Origin of the sequence: Pseudomonas maumuensis (assembly GCF_019139675.1) — a bacterium.
GTDB classification, from domain to species: Bacteria; Pseudomonadota; Gammaproteobacteria; order Pseudomonadales; family Pseudomonadaceae; genus Aquipseudomonas; species Aquipseudomonas maumuensis.
Map to the genome: position 1 here is coordinate 5712703 of NZ_CP077077.1, position 26646 is coordinate 5739348.

17 protein-coding genes and 1 pseudogene are annotated in these 26646 nt (G+C 53.5%); 4 read left to right on the forward strand and 14 right to left on the reverse strand.

From position 1 onward, the window contains the following. Positions 1-239 precede the first annotated feature (239 nt). Together KSS90_RS25335 and KSS90_RS25340 are read right to left on the reverse strand one after the other, a co-directional pair. Complete coding sequence (locus KSS90_RS25335) at positions 240-1088, reverse strand: HNH endonuclease (RefSeq protein ID WP_217867730.1); 849 nt, start codon at positions 1086-1088, stop codon at positions 240-242. Beyond that, a complete protein-coding gene (locus KSS90_RS25340) occupies positions 1085-2587 on the reverse strand; it encodes an AAA family ATPase (protein WP_225933112.1) in 1503 nt (500 codons plus the stop codon). The genes KSS90_RS25335 and KSS90_RS25340 overlap by 4 nt, the downstream gene beginning before the upstream one ends. Positions 2588-4024: 1437 nt before the next feature. On the opposite strand from KSS90_RS25340, the gene KSS90_RS25345 reads away from it, so the two are divergent. Beyond that, positions 4025-4996: a hypothetical protein gene (locus KSS90_RS25345; protein ID WP_217867731.1), complete on the forward strand. Its 972-nt coding sequence runs from the start codon at positions 4025-4027 to the stop codon at positions 4994-4996. 246 nt (positions 4997-5242) lie between these two features. On the opposite strand, the gene KSS90_RS25350 is transcribed toward KSS90_RS25345, so the two are convergent. From KSS90_RS25350 to KSS90_RS25360, 3 genes are all read right to left on the reverse strand, one after another. Beyond that, complete coding sequence (locus KSS90_RS25350) at positions 5243-6016, reverse strand: helix-turn-helix domain-containing protein (protein ID WP_217867732.1); 774 nt, start codon at positions 6014-6016, stop codon at positions 5243-5245. 874 nt (positions 6017-6890) lie between these two features. Further along, entirely contained in the window at positions 6891-8162 is a 1272-nt protein-coding gene (locus KSS90_RS25355; protein WP_217867733.1) for an abortive infection family protein, read from the reverse strand. A 124-nt stretch (positions 8163-8286) separates the two neighbouring features. Beyond that, positions 8287-8610 carry a hypothetical protein gene (locus KSS90_RS25360; RefSeq protein WP_217867734.1) on the reverse strand — a complete coding sequence of 108 codons (324 nt, stop codon included), beginning with the start codon at positions 8608-8610 and terminating at the stop codon, positions 8287-8289. Between the two features lie 261 nt (positions 8611-8871). On the opposite strand from KSS90_RS25360, the gene iteA reads away from it, so the two are divergent. Both iteA and iteS read left to right on the forward strand, forming a co-directional pair. After that, positions 8872-10050, forward strand: a complete 1179-nt coding sequence (gene iteA, locus KSS90_RS25365; protein ID WP_217867735.1) for an anti-phage ATPase IteA — start codon at positions 8872-8874, stop codon at positions 10048-10050. Further along, a complete protein-coding gene (iteS, locus tag KSS90_RS25370) occupies positions 10001-12274 on the forward strand; it encodes a S8 family anti-phage peptidase IteS (protein WP_217867736.1) in 2274 nt (757 codons plus the stop codon). The genes iteA and iteS overlap by 50 nt, the downstream gene beginning before the upstream one ends. 191 nt (positions 12275-12465) lie before the next feature. On the opposite strand, the pseudogene KSS90_RS25375 reads toward iteS, so the two are convergent. From KSS90_RS25375 to KSS90_RS25400, 6 genes and pseudogenes are all read right to left on the reverse strand, one after another. Beyond that, positions 12466-12597 (reverse strand): annotated as a pseudogene (locus KSS90_RS25375) (exodeoxyribonuclease III); the annotation flags it as partial. A gap of 95 nt (positions 12598-12692) precedes the next feature. Beyond that, on the reverse strand, positions 12693-14318 hold the full coding sequence (locus KSS90_RS25380) for a UvrD-helicase domain-containing protein (protein WP_217867737.1): 1626 nt from the start codon (positions 14316-14318) through the stop codon (positions 12693-12695). Beyond that, positions 14318-16039, reverse strand: coding sequence for an ATP-dependent nuclease (locus KSS90_RS25385; RefSeq protein WP_217867738.1), 1722 nt, complete (start codon positions 16037-16039; stop codon positions 14318-14320). Before KSS90_RS25385 ends, KSS90_RS25380 begins: the two co-directional genes overlap by 1 nt. Before the next feature lie 481 nt (positions 16040-16520). Next, complete coding sequence (locus KSS90_RS25390; RefSeq protein ID WP_217867739.1) at positions 16521-17864, reverse strand: ATP-binding protein; 1344 nt, start codon at positions 17862-17864, stop codon at positions 16521-16523. Next, positions 17861-19870 carry a TnsB C-terminal domain-containing protein gene (locus KSS90_RS25650; protein WP_225933114.1) on the reverse strand — a complete coding sequence of 670 codons (2010 nt, stop codon included), beginning with the start codon at positions 19868-19870 and terminating at the stop codon, positions 17861-17863. The genes KSS90_RS25390 and KSS90_RS25650 overlap by 4 nt, the downstream gene beginning before the upstream one ends. Then, positions 19867-20826 (reverse strand): PDDEXK family nuclease, encoded by a 960-nt coding sequence (locus KSS90_RS25400; protein ID WP_225933115.1) that lies wholly within the window; start codon positions 20824-20826, stop codon positions 19867-19869. The genes KSS90_RS25650 and KSS90_RS25400 overlap by 4 nt, the downstream gene beginning before the upstream one ends. A gap of 604 nt (positions 20827-21430) precedes the next feature. Here KSS90_RS25400 and KSS90_RS25405 point away from each other — a divergent pair. Next, a complete protein-coding gene (locus tag KSS90_RS25405; protein WP_217867740.1) occupies positions 21431-23059 on the forward strand; it encodes a TnsD family Tn7-like transposition protein in 1629 nt (542 codons plus the stop codon). Positions 23060-23070: 11 nt separating this feature from the next. On the opposite strand, the gene KSS90_RS25410 is transcribed toward KSS90_RS25405, so the two are convergent. The 3 genes from KSS90_RS25410 to glmS form a co-directional block, all read right to left on the reverse strand. Further along, a complete protein-coding gene (locus KSS90_RS25410) occupies positions 23071-23463 on the reverse strand; it encodes an antitoxin Xre-like helix-turn-helix domain-containing protein (protein WP_217867741.1) in 393 nt (130 codons plus the stop codon). A 53-nt stretch (positions 23464-23516) separates the two neighbouring features. Beyond that, positions 23517-24656, reverse strand: coding sequence for a TniQ family protein (locus KSS90_RS25415; protein WP_217867742.1), 1140 nt, complete (start codon positions 24654-24656; stop codon positions 23517-23519). A gap of 154 nt (positions 24657-24810) precedes the next feature. Then, positions 24811-26646: a glutamine--fructose-6-phosphate transaminase (isomerizing) gene (gene glmS / locus KSS90_RS25420; RefSeq protein ID WP_217867743.1), complete on the reverse strand. Its 1836-nt coding sequence runs from the start codon at positions 26644-26646 to the stop codon at positions 24811-24813.

The following is a 26646-nucleotide window of genomic DNA, read 5'->3' on the forward strand; positions in this document are numbered from 1 at the left end:
TCCTCGGCTGCAGTCTGCGGTGTTGGCCATCCTTACCATGCCCAGTAACCTTGACAACGACAGGACTGCTTATGGGTTAAAGACGGCTTTACGATGCTTTGCCTGGGAAAAGCGCGTGGCTATGAATTTCGGTGCGCTGTTCCAGCCTGGCACGGTCCTTAAGCGTGGGGCCGGTTCGAGTGACCGGCTACACCGGATAGGGTCCGCGTCGCGAATCTGCTCGACTGCTCCAAGCAGGTTTAGAAGACACCGAGCCAGTCCTCAAAGTTGGGATGCTGCCACATGGCCCCCATCAGCACGGCAATCCAATGATTTCTTCCATAGACCGCAGCTCGGTCCTCTGCGCGCTTCCTTAGAAAGGTTCGAACCTGCTGGCCTCCCGCCTCAAGGAACGTTTGGCAATCCGACAGGATCTCGGCTACTTCATCATTCCCGCGCTCGTCGTAGCGGTCAATTAGCTTGAGACGTCGGAAATGGGTGTCGATGAGATCCCATTGCTGATTAGGCACACCAGCGGGTCTTAGCAGCGCAAAGGCTGCACCAACGGCACTACCGGTGTGATTCTCGTGGAGCGTCACCGACACAAATTGTACATCAGGCACCTGGTCCGAGTAGGCGTGTAAGAACTGGCGTTTTCCTGCTGCGCACAACCAGTCATCGTCCTTCGTCGAGTTGCACTTTGCACAGCAGGGAACCAAATTCAGGGGATGCACAGAAAACTCGGGAAAGCTGATCGCAGGCATGTAATGATCAAAGGTGCCGGGGATTGTTGTTCCGCACATTGGGCAGTATTTCAGAAGCCGCTTGGGCTGGGCGTCTTTAATGGCCTTTTTCAGGTCCTTTAGAGGTTGCGTGGACACGTTGTAGCAAGAACGCAGAAAGTCACGGAGCTCAATCGCTTTGTCGTTTTTTGAAAGCCCACCCAAATTACCGCGGTCGATAGCCTGTGCATACGCCTCGTATCGAGCTTCAAGCAATGCATGAGCTGCCACGAGGGGGGCCTTGGTTTTTTTGTGCTTGATGTCTCGAATGGATACATACCGGTCCAAATAAGCCGGATTGTGAGGTAAGGCAGTCAGAGTTTTCATGTGTTGCTCGCCTTCTTGGCATATTGTGCTAGGAGGTAGGCTTCGGCACTGAGACTCAGTCCGTGCTCAAATCGAGCTAGAACTTCTTCAATTGACTCCCTGTTAGCCAGTTTCTTGAGTGTGCGCCGGTAGACGCTCTCAACCTCATAGGTCTCAAACACGTGCCGGGTAAGCTCGGTCACGCTTTCACCGAAGCTCTCCAACTGCAAGGGCTGGGCGATGGTCACATTCTGCTCGCGTTGGAACACAAGAACACGGTTCGCTGGAATTTCTTGAATGACAACAGGCGAATGAGTGGCGACGACTGCATAGGAGTCGAACTTACTCAAGATCTTTGACAGGACAAGGAACAAGCTGGCGACGGCGTTGGGGTGAAGGTGCGTTTCGGGCTCGTCAAACAGGACCAGCGAGTTAGGTTGAATCCACGCAAGCAGGGCCGTAACGAAGTGAGCAAGAATGGACTGGCCGGAACTCAAGACCGACAAAGCGTTAGTCGCTGTAGTCGATGTGGAGATTTCTGCTTCTAGGCTAGCCACCAGGTCGTCACTCAGATCCCCTAAGATGGTTTGCATGTAATCGACCCACTGGTCCTCCAAGCCCTGTTCGATGATACGCCTTTGATTCCGATGATAGCTCTCGATCAGCGAGGCGCGTGAGAGCCCACCTTTGTCATTCCGAATGCCGCAATAAACATAGCTGCTCGAACTGTCCGGTGCCGGACGCTTGAAGCGATCGAAGGCACTGTACGAAATGGCGATAATGCGCGTGAATAAAGGGCGCCCGTCAGGAAAGCGCTCTTCACGCTCCATCAGTTTCTCAGCTGAAGTACGGGAAATCTGTGCGAGGTCGGCGCCAAGGCTTGCAAGAAATCGCGTCTTGCCTACGGCGTTGCGGCCGATGATGCCAACGATGCGACCTGGTATTGCATCGTAACCATCGAAGGCAAAGCAAGCTTCCACGCCCACATCCGCCCCCTCGATGGAGCCTACGTACCTGAAAGCGGACTCCTCATTGACAGACTCCCCTACAGCCCACGCGGCACCAAAACGGCGGGCGCGATGTGCTCCGTTCTCCCGCATCAATGCGTTGCGAAAAGCTGTGGTTGGTTCGAAGTCTGTAGCGAGTTGAGGTAGCCATGCGATATCACCTAGTGCTTCGAGCACACCTCTGGACTTCCTGCCTAGGAGCTTGTGAAGGTCCCGGTAATATCCATCCTCTTGACCAAGCGAGATGAAATCTTCGCCTAACACGGAAAATTGGTCTGGCAATTTTGTGGTTACCGCTACCTCAATAGGTTCACCATCCGCGTTGGTTCGTTGGAGAATCTTGACCGCGCCCAAGCGACTCTCTTTGCCGTCTTCATCGACACAGCTGAGATGGAACTGAACTTTGTTTCCATAGTCATCCCAGTTATCGGTTCTGAGGACGAAAAAAGGACGAATCGAAGAGGGAATACTCTGGCGGTAGGCGAGAACATAAAAATTGTATTTAGATGGCAAACCACATCTCCTTTTTTGACCGGGTAAAGAGCAATGGTCGATTCCCGACCGCAACTATAAAAGCACATAAGTACTGTGAGCCGCATACAAAACGTGCATCCGTAAGCGAGATCCATTTCCACTGATAGCTTGCAGAGTGGCACACTCATAGTAGTCGATCAGATGATGGTCAACCACGAGCAGGTGAGCGACAGCGTTGTGAAGGCCAATATGCCCTGCCGCCGCGCTGAAGGAGATCGCCGAGGGCATCGATGTCATTTCTGAGATGAACATCCAGATCGGCAGCGCTAGAAAGAAACAAGCGTGGTCTCCGAGGAGACCAACTTGAACATCACTTCCATTCGTTTATGTCACTGGACACTTTGCTGATCAGGCGAATGAATCGGCACAGGGCAGCGAATCGCTCATCCGTCTGGCCCATGCTCAGCAACCGCCCAGAGGAAGTCTCTGTGCCTGAATGTTTGTTCTTGGGCGAAAACAGTCGCTCACGAACGTCCGCTTATGGCCGATTTCTGCCCTTCGTGAAGGGCAGCTTCGGGTCGATAGCTGCCTTAGGGCTGGGCGTCCGCATCACGAATTGGCTTGAGCACTATGCTCCCGCCTATCAATTCTATGGTCAGGGAATCACCAATGTGGAGCCCCATGCATTCGAGGATATCGTCGGGGAGGTCAATGATGACATCTCCAGAACCATCACCTGGGTCTTGGCATTTTACGGTTGTCCGCACGGATTCACTCATAAGGGGCGGCTCCTTTTTGGGTTGCTGGGGGAGCCTCCATCCTACACCCACATGCCCCCCTGACAGCATCGACCCACGGCGAACGCTTGATGTTCGCGCCTCCGGCTGGCGGAGAAGGTGCTGAAAACTGAGCTTTGGGCTGTGTCTGCTTTGGGTCGAGCGCTTCCACCGCGGGTAAAGCCGTCATCTGATCCAAGCGATTTAAGACCCTGAGCTACAATCCAGCCAGATGCTTCATTATGCTTGACTCGAGGTCATTAACATTTATATAAAGGGTTACACAAATTAATACCATTAATGTCAAAGCCTAAAAACAAACTCAAAAAAACCATTCCTGTTCTAAAACTCATCACGAGACATCTTTTTTACGTAGTACTGCGTGAGTACACACCCCAGCTCATAGACGCATTCGTGTCGACGATCAGTCAGTTGATGTAGCTTACGCCCGCTCGGAGCCGGCGTGTGCTACCTGGCGAAAGACCCCTATCGGTCCAAAGGCAGATGCCTCTAGCCTGGATCCGGCCATTGCAAATGCAACCGAATGTGAGGCTAGCGCGGAATGAGTTGTGTTCCTATCCTGTAACCGACTAGCCACATCGACCAATCCTTCTTATCCTATTTTCTCAATCCGGAACAGACCAACGATCTGTCTTGGTGTGCGGATTGAGTAATTTTTTCTTGACCTAATAGGTGCCGAATGGATAACGAAGCAGGAAAAAGAACTCAGCTGTTTGTAGGGGTTAGAAAAACCAACGGCCAGATTGGTTACCTATCAGAAAGCCTCTCAATTCCTGAGTTTTTCGAGCTGGTGCGGCCCCGGGATCATCATGCGCCGGTTCTGGTTGATTTTTCACCGGTGATTGAGGCGCTCCACTCGTTGCACAATAACGCCGGTGATGAGGAAGTTATTACCAAATATAAGGCTATGTATAGCTACTGGCATGACTCCATTTCATACAGCAACATTCAGATCAGAGCACCTAAATGTGAATCCCTATCTAAAGCTGCCAACGAGCTACTGATAACTCTCGAAAGCAGGATATTAAATTATAGCAATGCCTATAGACATCGCAGGACAGGCGACTCCAGTAAAAATCTTACAATCATCCTGGCATTAGAGAAGGAAGTAAACATTGCTGTTGACACCCTGCTTTGCTTTATTCATTCCAAGGCATCTCTAGAAATATCGTCATTCAAGAAGGACATGGTGCTCGGTGAGTACTGCAGCCGGCTACTCAAAGTACTGGGCAGCTTGTTTAACGAAGTGCTTGAATACAAAACATACAACAATCAATTTCAGCTGGGACGCGACTCTTTACTGTTCTACCTTGCAATGACCAATATCCGCGTCGTAGACAGCTATAGTCAACTGCTACCACATTATGAGAACAATCAAGATCTACGTCTAGGTGTGCTGCACCGCGGCGAGCGAAATAATGCTTGGGACGGGTACGATAATTACGAGGAAATTATGACTCGCTATCGCGTCCCAAATGATAACGAACTTAAAATGGCTGAAGTGCTCAGGGATTTGTGTTACAAGGTCCGATCAGTGAACAGTTTAATCAACACACTTAAGGATGAGTTTGTCGAATGGGAATCGTCTGAAAATTCGATTGAGGAGCTGAAGAGCTTGATTAGTTTCGCTCCGCCGACAGTCAACTCCTAATAGCATTGAGCGGGTGAGGACATGACGCACCTGTAGAAAATCAACTTATAGCGGGCAAAGTAGGTCGCCCCCTCTAGTGACCTGCGCGGTTAATTTTTTTATCTAATTAATATCTTCGCCCAGTGACTTCGGGGATTTTAGATGAACAAACTAACCGAACGGGACACTAGGATGCGGGGCTCGAAAATCTCACTGACCGCACACAGGTGGCAGGTACGTAAGTCGTAAAGGATTGTCGAAAGACGGTCATCTCGCAACAAAATTTCGGGCTGCGGCAATTTTTGCTTTGCTCGGTTTATTTGATTTACCAGACAAACGATCAGGATTGAACGCAGGCCATCTATCTCCTAGCCCACGGACGAGATAACGATTGGTTCGATCTTGCTCGGTGTTTCCAGGCTCGTAATAGTCGGCCTGCTTATAGGAAATGAGCTCCAGGTGATACAAGCGATTTATCGACATTGGGATCTGGTGAATGGGTACCCCCGCCAAGCGAGCAATGGTTTTATAGTTGATGGTCGCAATGTTGTAGTTTCTCCTGTCTCTAAATGCACAGATGACGAGAAACACCTTCAGCGCATAGAGGCTCAGCGCGCTGAACTCAAAATTCTGAAGTACGAGTAACTGATCTCTGCTGCCATCGTACAGTCGGGTTTTCGGCAGCTTTCCATGGAACTGCTCTTCCCACCCAGCCAACTGCAGGATGGAGCCCTCACGGATAGGCTTCCCGGACTTTTTCAGCAATCCCTCCTCTTCTAGCCTCCTGAGCGCCCTTGCAACGATCGGTCTAGATAACCCCGATAGGGCTATGAGCTGAGGGTAGGTCGTTTTCACTTGCCCGGTGTAGTAGTCAGCAAGCACGCACAAGCTGACGAACAGACGCAGTGCCGCGATGCTGGAATTCTGCTGCGCCCGGTTCCGAGGCTCATCTCCGACACGACTATCGAAAACAGCCACACGACCAGACTGAATCCACTTGATTGGCAACCGGGCAAAATCTGCCCTTGTCGTAATGCTCATAGCTAGCTCCGCCTCCAAGCGATGGCCACGATGGCGACTGACAGCGTGATAACTGCACACAGCGCAAGGTTAAGTGGCTCAGCCGTTAGCGCAGAAGTAAAGAAACTAAGGAAAGAGTCCATGGTTAAGTGCTCCAAAACTAATTTTCGGAGCCACTATCTCTTGCCCCCCCACCAGCATCTAGATGGTCGATGATTCAAAAATAAAGCTCAAGGCCGCATAGGGCAAGGCTTGAAGGCTAAAAACATTAGTTAATTCCAGCGCCCCTTGAAAGTGAAAATATGCCATCAAAACTGCTATTCTGATTCAAAAATACACTTCTGATGGTGGTGGGATGCTAGGATTTATTGAGCAGGATTTGCACGCTCGACTCAGGATATCGGATGCCGTTCCCTACGCTCGCCGTACTCGAGCTGGTCGGTACGTTTTGGAGATAGCTGCTCCGGAGGGTGTCTACGTTCTGCAGAAACAACGTGGAGGTGCCAGAGAGTTCAAGACTTTCGAAGCCCTACTGAAATTGATGGCTTGCCATGCAGTGGTAGAATTCGCCGTCATTCTGGACGACGCGACGGTTTCCGCTCGCGGTCATGTTGCCCCTTGGAATCGCCCGACTCAGAAAGAAGGCACGTCCAGTGCCTCCTGGAGGCATGACTTCGGTGTTCCATTCTGAGTTTTGGCTGGATGCTAGTCAGGGAACCATCGGGCCCACGCCCTACAGGCACATACCCAATAAAACAGGTGTGTCGTTGCGTGAGCGTTTCCGCCAGTGAGGGCCAGACCGCCAGGGTCGAGGTGACCGCGGTTACAGTGTGCAGACAATGACCGAGGTCGCCAGGTCGGCGAAGCATCTAGCTTGAAACTGATCGGGTCGAAGCTAACACTTTATTTCTGGTTGCTTAGCCTCTCTGTATCGATGCGTTTCCGATACGAAATCGACAAATGCCACGGCAGCGGCTACCGCAAGTCGAGCATGCCTCGGTTGCAGTCCGCGGTGTTGGCCATCCTTCCCATGCCCCGTACCGTACAACCCTCTTAATTGCGTGAGATTGCTGGTTAACTGGGTAAGGTTGCGGAGTACATTCTTGATGTTTTCAGCCCCCTTGGCTGCATCACTTACGCCATCGGGAACCAGCTGTAAGGCTTTGGTCACCTTCTTCGCTAGGTTGCCAAGGTCATCGGCCTTGGTGAACGGAATTTCTCGAATCTTGAGGATGGATTTGCAGCAGCTTTCGATAAGCTCTTTAGCCGTCCCGATCGCCAATTCTGGGTCTGACTCGACGGCATATTCCATGCGCTCAATCTGCTTCGCCATCCATCCGGCGCTCAGAGCCTCGACAACGACTTTCGCTCGCATGACAGACCTGCCTGCGTTTGCCTCCGCCGAATCGCTGCTGATCAGTCGGTAGGAAAAGCGTGGGCGACCGGCGATCTGCTGCTCTTGGTACAACTCCCAGCCAGCGTCATGCAGCTGATCGTTGAAATGCTCAACAAGCTTGATTGCCTCTTCTCGTTGTGGACGAACGACTGGGTGCACCATTTCACAGAGGAATCGGAGAAACGCCTCAGCACTCCCGTCAAAGAGGTTGAATCGGGAGTCGCTGAAGATCCATTCATCCTCCCAATCGTCGTTGTTATAGCGGTGCTGCCAAATGTCGCCGGCGGCGTCTTTGTAGCGACTATCGGTGGACGGGAGATTTTCAAGCTCGTACAGCCGACTGAGAAACTCAACATCGTTGAGCTCCCCATGCCACTTAACATTCTCCAGACGTAGACCATCTGCAATGTTCTGCCGCACTGATTTCGGCAGACTGGAAGATTTCCCGGATCGCCAATCAGCATGGAATTCACGGGCGGGGATGATCAGCGCCGAATATGCAACGTCTTGCTCGTGCTCAGTCACCATCCTCAGCGCAGTCGTGATTTGTTCCTGGAGTGAGGCCCGCTTGAGCCCGAGCTTGGCGTACTCCAATGCAGGAATGGTGAAGTGGATGTCCCAGTAGTTGGTCCCACCATTCCAGTTGTCGTTGCCAGTCAGTTCTGCAGTCGCAGGATGACCGCGGACAATTTCAGCCGCCTCATCAGCACCCTCTGCCCGCAAAACGGCGTACACCGTCGCCAAAAGCGGCTCGATTTCGGTTTGCTTCATACGGCTTCCAATCCAGATACCTGAGATTCATCGTAGCTAGCACTACGGGCTATCTGCCATCAAAAATAGAGGCGTCGGTGAAAAGGCGAGCCCCGATTCACCGCGAACCTGAATTGCATGTCGCTCACTCTGATTCTGGAGCCATACCCGATTGGAAGGTCTCCTTGATCGTATCCCGTGCGAACACTTCGATCATCTCAATCAGCTCGGCATGTTTCGGGAACTCCCGTTTCAGCCAGCTGCTGGGCACGTAGTGATGGTCCAGGTGAACTGCTGTGCTCTGGCCCTCGCTACTCGCGCACAGCATCACGTTCATCTCTGTCTCATCACCGGCCATTGCGGCAGGTACGAAAACGATTCCCGCCTCGTCGATGCCGAATGAGCGGCGCCACTCAGGGAAGCGATTGCCGTCAGGGTTGGACGCTGCGAACCATCGGATATCGTTCATTCATACTTCTCATTGGCAATCAACGTGGGGGCAGCAGCGCCGAGCTCCGCAGCCACTGGCGGTGCTAGTTCCAGGAGCTGCACCGGTTCATTCAGCGCACCGATGATGCCATACCGCCAGCAGATGGGTGTAGGCGACATGATAGTCACTCAGGCACCGATGACAGTGAATCACTAACGTACAAAAGCGTAACGATATTTGGTTTATGCGCTACACTCTCGCGCATTTCCGAAACAGTTTACCTTTTGAGCGAATCAATCCGTGGAATACCTCTCTGAAATCCTGAAGATCCTGGATGGGGCTCTAAAGGCGAATGCCAGCATGGCTTCGAACTATGCGGGCCTTCTCGCTGACAAGCTGGAGAGCGACGGCGACAAGCGCCAAGCGCGCATGATTCGCGAGCGCCTTGCGCGTGCACCTGCAGCACTCGCCAGTGCCCAAGATGCCGCCAATGGCTTCAGCTTTTCCAACCTGCCCACCGATGGCGAAAGCCACCTGCACACCGTTGACGTCAGTCGGCCTGAGCTGGAGAAAGAGTCTCTGCTGCTCTCAAGTGCAGTGGCAGGGCGAGTCCACGAGTTCCTGGCCAACATTCGCCGGTACGATGACCTGGCCCGTGTAGGTGCTGCCATGTCCAGCCGTCTCCTGACCTATGGTCCTCCCGGTACCGGGAAAACCAGGCTAGCGCGGTATGTAGCTGCGCATCTCGAACTGCCCTTGCTGACCGTGCGCTGCGACACCTTGGTCAGTAGCTTGTTGGGTCAAACCAGCCGAAATCTGCGCCGCGTGTTCGAGTTCTCGCAACAGCAGCCGTGCGTCCTGTTCCTAGACGAGTTTGATGCCTTGGCTGGAGCGCGCGGCAACGAGCGAGATGTCGGTGAGTTGCAGCGTGTTGTCATCGCGCTGCTGCAGAACATCGATGCGGTACCAGAGAGCACCATCATCGTGGCCGCGACGAACCACGATCAGTTGCTCGATCCGGCAATCTGGCGACGCTTCAGCTTCCGCATCCCCATGGCAGAACCCGACCTGGACCTTCGCAAGCTCCTCTGGGAGCAGTACCTGCAGCCCTTTAACGCGGATGGGCTGGACTTGGACAACTTGGCGAAGATCTCGAAAGGCATCACAGGAGCCAACATCGAGCAGGTGTGCTTGGACACGAAACGCGCGGTGGTACTCTCCAATGCAACCGCGATTGATGAAGACCAACTTTTGCGGCGACTCGGTTTGAATCTTGCGCTGACTGCTGGCCGAGTGCTATCTACTGTTGAATCTGAAATACGGTGGCTGAATGGATGGGCGCCCAGGTACTTCTCCCTGAGAACATTGGGAAGACTGTACGACCTGTCGACAAGGCAAATAACAAAGATCCTCAAGGAGGAGATCGACAGTGGCAGGCAAGAAGTTACCGCAACGGGAGTCGCTGAATGCGAGGGTTGAAAACCCGTTTATCCACATCCCTTTTCAGTCGAAGGACTTGTCGTCGATCGAGCGCAATGGCGGCGGCGGTGGCAAAGAACTCACCGTCGTAGACACAGCGTACCGGGCTGCTCTTTCCAAGACGCTGATCGAGGCAAGCCAAGCCCTGTCGCACGAGCGAATGCTCCATCCCCAAGCTTTCACCCACCTGGTGCTCAAGCTGCGCGAAACCGGAATTGCCAAAAGTCATCGCCCCATCACGCTAGCGGAAGAAGCCAACCTTGAGCCGGCCGGTCACTCCAGAATTGACGAGATGTTGGTGGGGGCCTCCGCCAGCAGCTTGAACACGTTCAACAACGTAATTTTGCAGCGCAACACCGGGAAAATTCGCTGCAACTTGAGTGCGATAGAATCGATCCAGCCGTGGGACCGTCGGCGCCGAAATCCCCAAGGCACGGACCGCCTGCTGGATCACGGTCGGGCGGTGATGCGGCTGTTCCAGTATCAGCACGCGAGTTTCAACAAGCTCAACTACGAGACGGTGCTGGCCACCTTAAAGTCTCTGTCACTGCCCTTCATCGAAATCCAGTTGGGGCGCGGCCTCCCGATCATCGGTATCCAAGACCTGGATGGGATCAAAGACGATGGCCTTGATCAGCTCTTGGACTTTCCCGGCATCCGAACAATCTACGCAGAACCTGTGTATCGCCCACGCAACTCGGTGGTAGTTCCACAGAGTGGCACGAGTGCCGAGCAAGCAGCAGCCCAAGCGGTGACTTTACCAACGGTTGCGGTGTTCGACACCGGGGTGAGCAGAGAAGCCTCGCCCATCGCCCACTTCGTGAAGTCTCAGGACGTCTACGTCCTGCCTCCCGACACCAACTACGAACACGGAACGGCAGTAGCGTCACTGGTTGCAGCCGGCGCGTTTTACAACGACAAGCATGCCTGGATTCCCACAACACCAGCATTCATCCACGACGTCTGCGCCCTCGAAGTGACAGGTTCGCCCATGAGCGACCTGGAATTGAGGCTGCGTGAGGCTGTGCGCCGCCGGCCGGACGTGAAGATCTGGAACCTTTCCGTCGGGGGTGACCCGTGCGATGAGAGTGTCTTTAGTGATCTGTCGATGACACTCGACGAGCTAAGTGAAAAATACCAAGTGCTTTTCGTGGTCGCCGCAGGAAATTACAACGATCTGCCGCGCCGTAACTGGCCGACACCTGCTTCGCTCACCGACCGTATTTCAACCCCTGGCGAGTCAGTTCTCTCGCTTACGGTAGCTTCGGTTTCCCACATTGACGCAGCTGACGCCCTCACTGCCGCAGGGCATCCAGCTCCGTATTCTCGATGCGGACCGGGACCAGTGTTCACGCCGAAGCCCGATCTCACGCATGTGGGAGGTGGTGTCCATGCGCCCTGGGCCGCTGGCTTGTCCAGTCTCAAGGTTCTGGCCCCCAAGGGGCATCTCTACCATTCGTTCGGTACTAGTTACGCCGCGCCGCTGGCCTCCTGTATGGCCGCCCATGCTTGGCAGTCGCTAGCAGGCGGCCCCAACCATAGCCCCTCGCCGGCGTTGGTCAAGGCAGTGATGATTCATGCGGCGCAGCTGGCCTCGCCCGAATATGACGCCTACCAGCGAAGATTCTTTGGAGCAGGACGTCCTGATGATGTGTTGAGGGCTCTGTACGACTCTGACGACAGCTTCACCTTGGTGTTCCAAGCCAACTTGGTGCCTGGAAATATGCGCTGGCGGAAGACGCCATATCCGATGCCAGATGTACTGATGCAGGACGGGAAGTTCCGCGGCGAAATCATCATGACGGCTGTGTATGCGCCACCCCTGGATTCGAACGCAGGCAGCGAGTACGTGCGCGCAAACGTAGAGCTGAGTTTTGGCCTCATCGAAGGCAACACCATCACAGGCAAGGTCCCGATGGAGAGCGACGAAGGTCAGAGCGGGTACGAGATCGCCCAGATCGCCAACGGCAGTAAGTGGTCGCCGGTCAAGGTCCATCGCAAAGCTTTCCCGCGCGGGATAAGCGGCACCAACTGGGGCGTGCAAGCCACCGCACTGCTCAGGGCTTACGAACCCGACCTTACCGAACCGTTGCCAGTCCACATCATCGTCACCGTTCGGTCGCTGGATGGCGACACTCTGGTACGGGCAGCGGGCATGCGCGCACTTGCGCAACGAAACTGGGTGCAAACACCACTACCTGTGCATGTACCTATCCGTGTTTGAGGAGGGGTAGTCAGCTAAGGGGATACCCCCGAGTCAGTTGCTGACGTACGAGACGAGCGATTCGTCGGGTTGGGATTTGGAGAGGCATGGATGAGCGCCGACACAGCGAGGAGCTCATCCAGATCTGGGACGACTCCCGTAGGCCGACCTGTAGCTACTACACACGCTCATTAAAGTTTATTCGAAATGTCCTAGCGTCGCCGGCGGTGCCCACCCAGCTCAATCCAGACCGGTGCATGATCGCTGGCCTTGGCTTCATTGCGCACCCAGGCATCCACGCCTGCGCGCTTCAGGTAAGGCGCCGGGTCCGGGTTAAGCAGCAGGTCCGGCGGCGCCCATGGCCCACATTGCATTCTTCAAAGCTTCAGAACCGCAACTCCAGTAGATCCCACAATAATTTCAGATCGTAGAGACTGATTTACCAAGTGAGTTGTATCGCGCTTGTTCCATTTCTGCCAATGAACTGAGATGGTGCGCCCTGCTTTACCTCCCCTCCCTTGTTCAAGCGAAGAGTTGATGTCATCAACACACAAGCTTTGATCGCACGAGTGATCCCTACGTAGTGTAGATTTAGGCATTGAATTTCATCCTGGAACATAACCTGGTATACCCCAGGCTTATAAGTACGCGTCGGGATGACATGATCGTAAAGATCCGCATGAAAAACCAAGTCGAATTCCAAGCCTTTGGCTTTGTGCAGCGTCATGATCTGAATGGCTGCATCATCGGATTGTTGAAACCATCGGAGTTTGCTGGCATCCCCACAAATAGCCTCAAGCTCCATGACACCATCCGCTGATGGCTGATACCCCAACAGGCATGTGGCAGCATGCACTACGGTCTGAACAAGGTGGCACTCAAGACAAGACCTACAACTCAGTATTGCTCTACGAACTGCACGCCGTTCGTGGGTGGCTAGCTTGGGAAAATTCGCTCGATCAATCAACGCTTCGGCGGTCATCTGAGGGTCGTAACGCAGCCGCAATAAGTCCGAGAAAAGGCTTGTCTCAGCAGCCAGTGCAGTCTTGAAAGGGCTATCCTCGATGAGGCGGTGCGTGAGCTCTAGATTGTCAGCAATCAAGCGCGCTGAGTGCTGATGCCGACACAAAATTGCGACCTTGTCCGCCGAAGCAACCTGGTAGTGCTGCATGAGGTGGGGAATAGCAGTTCTCAACCAAATCCCAATCGCGCGTTGATCACCTACAACTGTCTTAATAAACACCCGCTTATCATCTGTCAGAGCGATAGGGTGGTTCGCATCTAACAATCGAAGTGCGAAATCGTTAATCGAGGGGTGGCTGCGAAAATTTGTGGTAATGGCAAAAGGAGCAAAGCCACTGCCGTCAGCCGTTAGCTCAAGCAGGTAACGAGGGTCCTTATACGCGAACCTATAGATCGACTGATCGCTATCGCCGACCGCAACAGCCATTAACCCCAAAGCCTTGAGCCTCAAAAACAACTGATGCTGGAAATGTCCGCTGTCCTGATATTCGTCGATGTACACCGCGCGATACCGCGCGGTGAGATATTTCTGGCAAGCCGGTGACTGTTCGACTATGTAGCGGGCCAGCATGCCCACAGCTTCAAGCGGGACGAACCCCTGCGCCAGTGCCTCATATAGGAAAGGCAGAAAATCATCGGTGTTGGCAACGGTCGCATCATGGACAGGAATCGCCGGCAGCATTCGCGTCACCGCTTCAGGCAGTTCCCGGAGCTTTGCCGTCTGTACGTTTGTGGCGACAGGCATCAACTGCCGCGCGAACGGAAAGACGACCTCGCGCAGACAGAAGTCATCGATCGTGCCAAAAAAAGAGCTTTTCACATCAAATGCGTCGGCTTTGCAGCGGCGCTCCAGCTCATCGCTTGCTTTATTCGTGAACGAAATGGCGATGATGCCTTGATAGGGACGCAGCTCGGCTACGAGGCAACGCACCTTGCGGGAAAGCACACTGGTTTTACCACTGCCAGGACGTGCCACGACAACCATGTCGCCCACAAACTCAATGGCCTGCTCTTGTTCCGGGCTGGGCTTGAAGATAGTCATCACCAGGCCTGCTCTGCAGCGTTGAGGCAGTACATCAGCGGCTTCAACAAATCCCCCTGAACTGGTGCGATGAGCTGATCCCCGCAGTGTTCAAGAAACTCCTGCATGCGGATAGCCTTCTTGCCCTGTAGGTAATTAACAGCTTGAGCCAGGGTACCGCCTTTAAATCCTACCATTAGCGCAGGTAGCTCAACGGCGATGTCGTTCTCTAGATCGACTTTCGAGAGATAAATACCAAAAGTGGCGACAGCAGCACTCACCGCCTGCCAATTGCCATCAGCTAAGCAGGCGGCATGGTCATATGGCACTGGTCGGTGAGGCTGAGAAGGCATCCCCGCTAACGAAAGAGCACGATTGATACCCGCCACATGACGATAAACAACCTGCGCTCCCTGAGGACCTAGCCAGATATTGGAGATGTCATTGTCGGTTCGCATGGCCCATGGGATTTCCAAGGCGTCCAACACACGTTTGTAGACTTGGAACGCCACGCCATCGACAGACAAAAGCGATATGTTACGGTGATCGAGATCGATCTGATGAGCTCGTGCCAGTGCGGAGTAAAACAGCATTTCAGACGGCCCCTCGACCAGCATGACCGCCGAGGCAAAAAATGCCTCCGCCGGAAGTATACTGATTCGGTAGCCAAGCCCCGTCCAGGCATCGTCAATGCAGGCGGAGCAGCCCTTACTAGCAGCTCGGGACGCGCCGTTGTCCCGTAGCAGCCGGACAATAGAGTCGGGCCGATAGCTTGCCGCGATTTGTGAAGAGTGCGAGGTGACAATGGTCTGACCGGGAAGCGCACTGATGAGATAGCTCGCCAATTTACGCTGCTGATGAGGATGCAGATGCGCTTCAGGCTCTTCAACGCAATAGATCACTACCTCGCTATTTTGATCGTGCTCAAGCACGCTTTTGGCTTTCCACAAGGCGAGCAAAATCTGGTTATTACGACCGTCGCCACCGAGCATCACCCGCGAACCGTTGGTGCTTGCCCCCAACTCCAGCTGTTCGATGAATTGTTCGATGCCGATCGCCCCGGTATCTAGAGATACGTTGTACCCAGCATGATGGTGGGAGAGCGCCTTCAATTCATCGTTAAGGTCTTTCGTCGCCTCCGCGACGTAGTGCAGGCTCCTAACTCCATCGTTTACAGACTTCAGTAGCTCGCTTAGCGCCTGCAATTGCTTGGTGTCGGCCTCTGTCTCTGGCTGGCCGCGGGCGGCCTGGGCGAGGCGCAGCAAATGTCGTTTTTCCGAGCGGATGTATCGCACAAGGTCGCGCTGAGAATGGATGTACTTCAGATGCAGGTACTTCAGATAAAAGCGGCTGGGAATAACTTCCAAGGCATCAGCATCATGACCGGCAGCGATCTCATAGCGGTAATCTTGACTGTATCCTCGAAACTCAAGGAAGAAACATCCATTGGCACTTACATGCCCTTTGAGCTGAGAGAGCACTGCATCTTGAGTCACTTCGGAAAAGGCAATTCGGATAGAAAACGAGTCAGCCTGCGTGCCATCTTGAGCGCAATGGAAGTCATGCGTCGACGGTTCGATGTCGGCGTCCGACAAGCTCTTGTCCAGCAGAAGCCGCAACGCGTGGATCATGTTCGTTTTGCCGACGTCGTTGCTTCCAATCACCAAGCTGTTTTTGGTCAGATTGATGTGAGCGTCAGCAAAGTTTCGGTACCGCTTCAGTTCGACGTAATCAATTTTCATAAGTGCCGGAGAGCTTCCTGCTACCGTTGCTATGGGGCTGCCAGCGACGGAATCTTGTTATTTGGATGGCCACTATCTGCGGCATGTAGTTCGCGAAATCATGCTAGCCTGCGATGTATCAAAGAGCCAGCTGTGTCTACCCAAAAAGCACCCGCCATTTTGGCCAGCTCCGCTCCCGCAGCGAGCAAGCGGTTGCCTTTCTCAGACGCACGAGAGATTACCCTCTAGGCCCGTACAGCGGCTTAATCGCCTGAAGGGCGAGTCTTGACCACTCTGCCAGCCCTCTAATCAAAGGTTAGGGATGATGAGTACCCAATTGGGAAAGGTGATCATCTTATCCAGCATCGACATGGTGCCTTCGATTGCGTCTGTACCGCCCCAGATTTCCTATGCACACCAGACCAACTTTCGGGGACCGGTGGCGTGCAGGAAATCTTGAGCGATTCACAGTCTCGCCTGGTAAGCACTTGCTCCGTAAGAATCAGGTCGGCTTCTTGGGCGTGCCGGACTGAGTTACGAGGTCGAGACGATCGAAGAAGGCCTTGGCTTCATCGTCTTTGCTGAGCGCCTTCGCCGCCGGCCGCCGAGAAGGCTTTTTCACAACGATCTCAGCAGCCTCCTCAAGATGCTTCTTCGCTGACCGTTCAGACTCAGTCAACGAAGAGTCGAACACCTTCGCGATTACACGCTGTTCCCTTTCTGCCCTAGCGAACTCCAAGACGTTGGTCCTGTAGGCGGCCGGAAGCTCGAAGGGGCATTTCAAATCAAGCCGTAGCTTAGACTGCCGACTCCCCAGCGCCTGAGTCTGAAGTTCCTCTACCTCGCGAGCGTTGCTTGTGTACGCTGCAGAGCGATAAGCGCTGCAGAGGTCCCGAAGCTCAATCCAATGCCGACGGTCGTTGCGACACTCGATGTAGGCCTGCTTCAACAGCTGAACCGCCAATCGCTTGATACCGAAGGTGCAGCGATAGAGCTCCGCTGCAAAATCAGCCGAACCAGGGCGTACGGCGTCGCCACTGACTCTCACGCATTCATCGACATAATCAGTCCAATCTTTGCTCCCTGGCAGGTCTGGAAGCATGATCAGGGGTTGGGATAACAATCGTTGTTTGTCCTCGCTGTTCCGACCGAAGAGTTTATGGGCGAGGCTGTAATTACACACATAGACCGCAGGCGGGCCGATGGATGCCAAAGTGAGAAGAATATCAGTAATCTTCGCCACTCCTAAACCTGTATTGATAAATTGCGTTTCGTCCAGCAAAACCAGTGAAACACCGTCTCTAATGGCCCGCCTGCGAGCCTCTTCTAGAAATTTTCTCTGATTTCCACTCAAAATTTTCGCATCAGGAAAAATAAATTCCGACAATAAACTTTTACCACTTATTTTTTCTCTCGCACTTGCGCACCAATAAGAAACCAGCGTTACCTGTCCCGCGAAATGATCTGAATAAAACTCAACTGGCTCAGGCATTACTTTGCATAGTGCCCTCAGCAGGCAACTTTTGCCAACCCCAGCTAGACCGGTAAGGCAGACAGGCGTGACCTCAACTTGGATGGGAGTATAAATTCTGGATCTATTCTCAACTTCGCCGCTAAAAATCTCGGCAAAATGCAGACGCGCCCGACCTACCATCTCACCTATAAACTTAAGCGAAAACTGATTGGGCAGATAAATACGATTCCACGCATCGGCTAGTATCTCCGCGCCAATGGCAGGCTGTATATCTTTCGACAGAGAAACAGGTTCTGGTCTTACTGTTACGATCCTTCGGATGCATTCGACGTCCAAATTATTACCGAAGCGCTTTTCGATGACGTCGTTCATTTTCGCTTCCCTTGAAGTCGTTCGTAGTCGTCGGTGTCGCGCCTATGCGCTTCGTTCTTTGCGAATCGTCCTACTATCCGTTCTTCCTCATCCCAATCTTTACCAGTTTGTTTTTTTAACCGATCACGCGTGTGCTGCACGGTAGCCGGTCGCGCATCACGGTGAGCCCCTATGCTTTCGCGCCGAAGCTTATCTAGGTGTTCCAAATCCCAAAGTGATATATCAATATCACCATCAAGGGTGCGTTGAGTTCGTACCATCCCAAGCTGATAAAGTACTCCGGAAACCTCGATCCAAATATAGCGCATGCACATCGTAAGCACATAAACTTCGATAGGGATAACACCCGATTTAGCCACACGATCAAACACGCCGGTCGCCACCAGGTCAGCCGATCTATATTTTCTTCCGTATAGGTAAACGGCGTCCTGTCGAATTTTACCAGGGAGTTTCAATAAGAAATTCTTTACAGCGTCGTCAAACAACATGCCTATCGATGAATCTCGACCTCGGCTACTCCAGTAGTTCCACACACCGAGCGGCGAAGGCACGACCCCTGCTGCATACATTCTTTCTTCCATGCGCCCACTTGCGTCGGAAACCTTGTTGTCCTCAACGACTTGGAATATTTCCCGCTTGCACATCTCCACAAAATTCAAACCGCTCTTGGCGGATGTTGGCTGATCGAGTGTTTTCTTGTCTCGGGGATGCGAAGACTCGACCGAGGCCTTGGACTGACCGGAAAAGGTCGGAGTCATCTCAAAGGTGCCGAGCCAATGGATTTCAGGCTCAACGTCCCAGGCAGCTCCAGGGCCGCGGTCAAATACAATTCCTCCAGAAAGCCCCTCGCATGGCCAGTCTTCCGGCTGGATGTCGACCCCGAACAATTTACAGAATCTGACCTTATTTTGTGCCATAGAGAAAAGGCACATCCGGTATGCAGCCAAGTTTTCTTTACCTTCGGAAAATCCAATGCCAACGATGGCTCCTGATAAAACGCATACCGCACGGACTACACAAAAGCTATCAACCGCGCTGCCCTCAGTGAGGCCGGTAAGCTTTTGTGAAATATTGTATCCATCGAATTCAATCCTCTGATTCACATTGAGCAATTTCTCGGAAAAGCTTCCTTCATCTGCTAATCGAGCTCGCGTCTTGTGCTCGCCTCTTACCCCTATTGAGCGAGTCCTTTCGTCATATGTTTTTTTTACCCAATAGCTCACCTGCGATAATGACGGATAAGGATTTCCTTTGGGGTGTCGAAATTCGACTGAACTGCCTTTCTCTGTAGCGATACAACCAAATACTTCCGTGAGAATATTGCGATAGACCTTTTCCTTTGTCTTGAAGGAAGATTTGAACTTGACATAGCCAGCTATGATTTTCTCGCGCATCGCCGGATCACATCGATAACCTGAATATTTTCCTTTCGAGGATGGACGTCCCATCTTTCGTTTGTAACAAGGCGCGTCTCTATCCCAACCTCCTATGTCGTGAAACCTTGGCATCAGCGTCCACTTATTTCGACCAAACGTGATGTAGGTGTAAAACCACAGACGCAAACGAGCTGGATTTTGTTTGGGTGACTGCGCTTTGGCATCTGCATTGATTATGGCGTCAGGGTCATCGCTAGCCAGAATTTCCGGCATACGAGAGACAAGGTCAGCGATTTTTAGAAATCGACGATTAACCTTTTGGTCATAGGTTTCTTTATCTGATCTTCGGCAATTTTCAAGGTGGGATACCTCTACACCTTTGATGGGTTCTAGCCAAGGCGGATAGATATCTACAGAGCGCACCTCTTCGATCAAGCCAGCCTCAAGACCCTCTTCAAATTCGAAAGTCGTCATAGTGACTAAGGAAGGTTTGATTTGTCGGCCCTGATGGTTGAATTCAACTAGTCTTGCTCGATTATGAGCAGGATCATTCAAGAGGAAATAATAAGTGATGCCCTTTGAGAGACTGAGATAGCCCTCAGGTGCAATCAACTGTGCACCGGTAATCACGAGTCATGCTCCTCAAAGAAAGCGCCGTAGATCACCAGCAAATCGCCGCCATCGGTGTCCAGGGGATGATCGATGAGAATTGGCTTGAAGAAATTAACTAACAGCCGGCGCTCCCAGATGTCCTGGTAGATCCGAGCGATAAACTGATTTGCGAAACCCCAGCGACGACCGTATTCCAAAGCGATATATGCTACGGGGTTGCCATCGCGAACAGCGAGCTGCACATCAGCGCTGAAATCCTCCAGCAGGTTTGCTGAATGAGAGAGCTCCAAGCCATGCATAGGAAATAGAACATCCAGATTGGCTTGGACCGCTGTACTGATCTGGTCCAGTGAGAGCTGCAGCGTCCTGATCCCTGCGCTCGCGTAATAGGCCCTCTCGAGTTCAGCACGTCGCTGCGCGTGCTCCTGATCTAGTCTCTGTTGCGCTGGAGTCTTGGGGGTGGACAGACGACGCTCATAAAATGCCGCCTTGCGGTCCTTGATGCTCCAATTCACCGCATAAGGCACGCCATCACGGCCCAGAAGGTATAGAAGCAAATCTCCCTGATAGGGTGACGGGATTCTTTGGCGGACACCGTTAGTGCAGACGGTGACCTTGTAGTGCTTGAGACCTATCTCTTCAGCGATTTCCAGAGTTCCGCGAATCGGCGGAGGGAACATTCCCTTCATGAGAGGGTGTCCCTTGAGCGGATGAGATGCACCGTACGGCCACAGCATTTTCTGCTCATGGATATCAAGCAGATTGGGGTGGTACAGAGCGAGCTGAGTAAAGACCTTCTCGGGTGTGGATAGGGCGTGAAGAGTTCGGCCCAGCTTTCGGCTATTGAGCCGGGCAGGGCGAGACCCTTTGGGCGCTTCCCGCGGGACCGCCAGAGTTGAAGGGATGTAGCTGTCCCCCCACTGGAACCGTGCCTGACGGCTCATGATGAGGTCGTGTTTCTGCTGCTGGTCCATCCAAACATTCCAATTTTAATTGGCTACTTCTGCCAGTCATCCGCTGGGGATAAAACGCTAGGCGCCTGGCAAACCCTTACCTGACGGGCAGGCCGCTGCTTCCGGCGTTGTGGATAACGCTCGGCTTCTTGTGGATGAGCGAAGTCGTGCAGGACTTGACGTCCCACATGCAAGGGATAGACAATGAAATGGTCAGCTCGGTAATCTGACTTATCCACAGGAGCCCAAGGTCGCACTTGGGCTTTTGTCTACCTGACTTCTAGAGCTCTACATCGGTTAGAGTTCTGTCACTGGTCTCTCCTGATTTTCTAGGGTATTGTTCTGTTAATTAGAACAAGTTGCTCTTAGTTGTTCCTCATCGGTCAACCCATAATGTTACAGCTGCTAATTAGCTGATGACAATGGAAAAAATACGCTCTCGAAACCAATTTTTCGGCACCTTGGGCACAAGGCCAGGCTGCTCCTCTCCGAGCCAATCGAGCAGCTGAGTCGTCGACCAACTCGTATCAAAAATTCTATAAAAAGATTTTTAATTACCTTTTCAAATTAGTTTTTCAGCTACTACCGCTAGAATTACATTGATATTTTCTTCGGTATTACGTCGATGCGCTCTCGTAGCGATGGACCACTTTCGGACTTTACTCTCCACTGGCTAGAGGATGAGATTTTCTTCAGTATCTGCGCTCGCCAGCATCTCTATCTTGGGAACATGAAGCCGGCGTCGACGCTCACCTGGTTATTCGGATCTCCTAAGGCGGGTACCAATCATGACTTCCCTTTTAATCTTGATGCCCTAAATGAGAAAGCGAGGCTTACCTGGGGTGATTCAACGTCCATTATCTTTCGGCATACAATTCTACCTTTCTTCTTTCCATTTCAGTCCCCACAGCATGTGGCGCAAGCTGTCGCGATGCTCAAAGGCTCGACACTAGGATCGCTCAAGTACCGCCTAGGTTTACTGACTGGTCGATTTGGTGCGGAGCATCCATTAAAGGCATGCAGTGAGTGCATGATCTCAGATCGCATATCAAGCGGCGTTGCCTACTGGCATTTGATGCACCAATATCCAGGCGTTGTGCTTTGTCCAAAGCATCACCTACATTTGAGAGAATGTTCTAGAAACCGACAATGGTCTGGCCGTTTCCAGTGGTGTTTACCCGATGACGAGATACTGTCGCCGGAGCAACATAATGACTGGCCAGCTGATGAACTACGAAGGCTCGATACGCTTTCACGCGCAATTCATCAACTGGCGAAATACGGCAACGAAGCTAGTTTTCATCCAGACATCATTTGCAAAACCTACAGAACTGCCCTGGCTGAGTTCAGCGCCGGTAGTGCATCGGTAGAGGGCGCCGCGGTTTCGCTCGTACGCTACATAGCGCCGCTACGGGCCTACACGCCGTTTAGCTCTCTGCCCGCAACCACAGATGGGGCTGCGGGGCTGCTGGGGCAGCTTACCCGCCGCCCGCGTGGGCACTGCCACCCCCTCAAACACTTGATCTTCATCCAGTGGCTATTCGGCTCCCTAGATGGCTTCGTTGAGGCCTATAATCGAATGTCGATCTCGGAGCGGGTCCAAAAAGAAAACCACAATATCCACGATATTGATCGATCGACTGATTATCAACAAAGTCACCTCTCCAGCACCGGCAAAAATATTGTCCGCCGACCGAAAATACTCAAAGAACCTTTGCGATCAAACATTCTAAGTAAACTAGCTAGCGGCGATGACAAAATAGCAGTTTGCATATCTTTCAAAATTACAATATCAACAGTTAATAAACTGTTGCGTTCAGAGCCGTACATTCGAGATCAGTGGATTACCAAGAGCAAACTACGTAATACACGTGCGTATAGGCTGGCATGGCTATCGGCGCGCAAATCTAATCCCGGCTGTGGCGTTAAATTCTTACGCTTGTGTATTCCGCACGTTTATATCTGGCTCTATCGCAATGACAAGCCATGGTTTAATTCACAAATAAATCAACTACCCAAAGATCGGCGAGGAAATAATTCGAACATAGACTGGTTGAAGCGGGACGCTGAGCTGGCCGATTCAATTCTTAGCTTTACAAAATCTAAGTTTGGCGAGAACGCTGATATCAACAGAGAGGCGTTGTATTTTCGCTTTCCGCAATTAGCAAAATGTCTTGAACAGGATAATCACTACCCGGTGACTAAGAAACTGGTGCGCCGGCTTATTGGTAGACTTAGGAGTGGCCATAATTGACCCCCTATCAGTCACCCCTCGCCAACGTGTTTGAGCTGATCGATACGCTTGTAGGTCTCATACAGCGAGATCAGGTCTCCTTGCGCCATGACGTCCAAGGGCGGGCGACCGTCGAAAAATGCGTTGTCGTTTGGAAGACCTGGAAAACTTGTGACGTTCGCCTGATTGGCAAAAACCGTGCGTAGGGACGCGTGGATGCCCAGGATAAGCCCGATCCGTTGTAATTGATCGACATCTAAGCTGAAGGGGGTGCGCTTATCCTCCTCGGCACGGCGGAGGGTAGAACGAGAAATTCGCAAGATCTTACAGGCTTGTCCAGGCGAAGCTTGCCAGCCGCGGATTATGCGAACAGCAGTCTTGAGTCCTACCGTAGCCTGCTCTTGGGTTAGCTGCTGCATGCTCATCACACTCTCCATTCAAGGTCTGTGGTCAAGTCTATCCCTGGCTTCCCCAGCTGTCAGAGGCAGCTCAGGTCTGCAGCCCTCACCATCGGAATTCCGGGGAGTGGTTCGACTTTGAGCGGCCTCAGGTCATACAGCCGGCCTGTTGGATGCGGGAGGTTGCAGCACGGGTAGATTTTGGGGCGACGTCGGTGGTAACTGTCAGCGCTGCTCTGTTCGTCCGAATGCGGACTGGGGTTTGGACAGGACCAATACCCCACGCCTTGCTCATAATTTTCATCGACAAAGTGGGCTGACTCACTGCCGCCTGACTGGTAGGTGCTCCACAGCGAATCAGTAACCCGACCTCGCTGTGCCAATGAGCGGATGTCCGCTTCAAAGTCATCACAGCTCTCATACACTCCCACCACCGCATCGCAGATCCGGGCATTCATATTGGCCATAGTTTGGCCTTGGCCACCGATACGCGCGGTCTCCAGCGCTTTGCGTAAAATCCCGAGCTCGCCGTGCAGTAACTCCATCCTTGCAGCTGCTGCGCCTTGCAGATTAGGGATGAGTGCAGCTGCTCTTTCCCAAGCAGCGCTAGCAGCGTGCAAATCGGAAATGTAGTGGGTTGACGTGCAAAGCTGGTGATAGATTTTTGCGCGACGCAACGCAGTGGGATCCTCATTGGGCACCATGGGCGCGTCAGCGAGGTGTCGGCCGCGGCACATTCGCCACATGACATCCAGGTTATGCCCCACACCGTTGAAAGGCTTATCACAGAATGGGCAGAGATTATGAAGGACTGCGTTGTGCTTGAAGCATACGGTCACATAAGGCGCGACGTACCGCCGCCAGTAGGAGAAGCCGCGGTTCTTCAAATCTTCACGGACACATTCTGGACAGAACGAGGAATCCCACACACTGAAGCGTTCACCCTCGGAAATGTACTGCTTTCCTGAGTAGGCGTGGTCCCAGCGGGCTTTGAAGACGTGAGTCGACGCCATCATGGTGTGGCCGTGAACTAGCCGATTGAAGCCGTAGCATCCTGGCCACCCCATCGCCTCCGCAAGCCGCTTTACCTCAATCGTCTTCAGCACGTGACGGGTGCCGAGCTGATGGAAGGTCAGAGGAACGTCGATGTGCCAGCTGAGGTGCAAGTTACGCCGCACGTATGATGCGAGCGATTCGTCGGGCTGAATGGGCAATGGCATTGAGGGCGCCGAAGCAGGTTACGTGAAAGGAAACGGAAGAAAGGAAGGCCGTCTACAGAGAGGGAGCCAGGGGCGGCTCCCTCTCTGTGACAGTTTTTAATCTCAGAAACAGTTTTTAATCTCCGAGATCACTCCCTTTGCAACAGCAGTAGCGTTACTCCACCGTCACCGACTTGGCCAGGTTGCGCGGCTGGTCGACGTCGGTGCCCTTGAGCACGGCGACGTAGTACGACAGCAGCTGCAGCGGGATGGTGTAGAGGATCGGCGCCAGCGCATCGTTGATGTGCGGCACGTTGATCACGTGGGTGCCCTCGCCATTGCTCATGCCGGCATTCTCGTCAGCAAAGACCACCAGCTCACCACCACGGGCGCGAACTTCCTGCAGATTCGACTTGAGCTTTTCCAGCAGCTCATTGTTAGGAGCCACGGTCACCACGGGCATATCGTTGTCCACCAACGCCAGAGGACCATGCTTGAGCTCACCGGCCGGATAGGCTTCGGCGTGGATATAGGAGATTTCCTTGAGCTTGAGCGCACCTTCCATGGCCACCGGGTACTGAGCACCGCGGCCAAGGAACAGGGTGTGGTGCTTGTCGGCGAACAGCTCGGCGATCTTCTCGACCACGCCATCCATCGCCAGCGCTTCGCTCAGGCGTGCCGGCAGGCGGCGCAGCTCGTCCACCAGCTCGGCTTCGACACCGGCCTCGAGGGTACCGCGCACTTGGCCGAGGGACAGGGTCAGCAGCATCAGCGAGACCAGTTGGGTGGTGAAGGCCTTGGTCGAGGCGACACCGATTTCCGGCCCGGCCAGGGTCAGCAGGGTCAGGTCGGATTCGCGCACCAGCGAGCTGATGCCCTTGTTGCAGATGGCAAGGCTGCCGAGGAAACCCAGCTCCTTGGCATAGCGCAGGGCCGCCAGGGTGTCGGCGGTCTCGCCGGATTGCGAGATCGAGACGAACAGAGTGTCCGGCTGCACCACCACCTTGCGGTAGCGGAACTCACTGGCGACTTCCACCTGGCAAGGGATACCGGCGAGGCTTTCGAGCCAGTAACGAGCGACCATGCCGGCGTGGTAACTGGTACCGCAGGCGACGATCTGCACATTGCGCACTTTGCCGAACAGCTCGGCGGCCTGTGGACCGAAGGCCTGCACCATCACATGGTTATTGCCCAGGCGACCTTCCAGCGTACGCTGCACCACGCCGGGTTGCTCGTGGATCTCCTTGAGCATGAAGTGGCGGTAGTTGCCCTTCTCGGCGGCTTCCGCTCCTTCGTGATACTGCACCGTCTCACGCTGGACCGGCTGACCGGCCTGGTCCCAGATCTGCACTTGAGTGCGACGAATCTCGGCGATATCGCCCTCTTCCAGGTACATGAAGCGGTCGGTGACCTGGCGTAGGGCCAGTTGATCCGAGGCCAGGAAGTTTTCACCGAGGCCCAGGCCGATCACCAGCGGGCTGCCGCTGCGGGCAGCCACCAGGCGGTCTGGTTGGCTGGCGCTGATCACGGCCAGACCATAGGCGCCATGCAGGCGCTTGACCGCAGCCTTGAGCGCGTCGGTAAGGTCAGGGATGGTCTGGAGCAAGTGATGGATGAGGTGGACGATCACCTCGGTGTCGGTCTGCGAGACAAAGGCATAGCCCAGGCCCTTGAGCTCTTCACGCAGTTCCTCGTGGTTCTCGATGATGCCGTTGTGTACCACCGCCACGTCGTGTCCGGAGAAATGCGGGTGGGCATTGTTTTCGGTCGGCGCGCCATGGGTGGCCCAACGGGTGTGGGCGATGCCCAGCTGGCCAGCCAGCGGGTCGGCGGCAACCGCGCCTTCCAGTTCGCTGACCTTGCCGATGCGGCGACGACGCTCGAGCGCGCCTTGCTGGGTCAGGACAGCCAGGCCGGCGCTGTCATAACCACGGTATTCCAGACGCTTGAGGCCTTCGATGAGAATGGCTGTGATGTTGCGCTCAGCAACGGCACCGACGATTCCACACAT

Excerpts from the sequence above, each read along its gene's own strand:
- KSS90_RS25335 (WP_217867730.1), bottom strand. The coding sequence starts at position 1,088 with ATGAAAACTCTGACTGCCTTACCTCACAATCCGGCTTATTTGGACCGG.
- KSS90_RS25345 (WP_217867731.1), top strand. The coding sequence starts at position 4,025 with ATGGATAACGAAGCAGGAAAAAGAACTCAGCTGTTTGTAGGGGTTAGA.
- KSS90_RS25350 (WP_217867732.1), bottom strand. The coding sequence starts at position 6,016 with ATGAGCATTACGACAAGGGCAGATTTTGCCCGGTTGCCAATCAAGTGG.
- KSS90_RS25355 (WP_217867733.1), bottom strand. The coding sequence starts at position 8,162 with ATGAAGCAAACCGAAATCGAGCCGCTTTTGGCGACGGTGTACGCCGTT.
- KSS90_RS25360 (WP_217867734.1), bottom strand. The coding sequence starts at position 8,610 with ATGAACGATATCCGATGGTTCGCAGCGTCCAACCCTGACGGCAATCGC.
- KSS90_RS25380 (WP_217867737.1), bottom strand. The coding sequence starts at position 14,318 with ATGACTATCTTCAAGCCCAGCCCGGAACAAGAGCAGGCCATTGAGTTT.
- KSS90_RS25385 (WP_217867738.1), bottom strand. The coding sequence starts at position 16,039 with ATGAAAATTGATTACGTCGAACTGAAGCGGTACCGAAACTTTGCTGAC.
- KSS90_RS25390 (WP_217867739.1), bottom strand. The coding sequence starts at position 17,864 with ATGAACGACGTCATCGAAAAGCGCTTCGGTAATAATTTGGACGTCGAA.
- KSS90_RS25400 (WP_225933115.1), bottom strand. The coding sequence starts at position 20,826 with ATGGACCAGCAGCAGAAACACGACCTCATCATGAGCCGTCAGGCACGG.
- KSS90_RS25405 (WP_217867740.1), top strand. The coding sequence starts at position 21,431 with ATGCGCTCTCGTAGCGATGGACCACTTTCGGACTTTACTCTCCACTGG.
- KSS90_RS25410 (WP_217867741.1), bottom strand. The coding sequence starts at position 23,463 with ATGAGCATGCAGCAGCTAACCCAAGAGCAGGCTACGGTAGGACTCAAG.
- KSS90_RS25415 (WP_217867742.1), bottom strand. The coding sequence starts at position 24,656 with ATGCCATTGCCCATTCAGCCCGACGAATCGCTCGCATCATACGTGCGG.
- glmS (WP_217867743.1), bottom strand. The coding sequence starts at position 26,646 with ATGTGTGGAATCGTCGGTGCCGTTGCTGAGCGCAACATCACAGCCATT.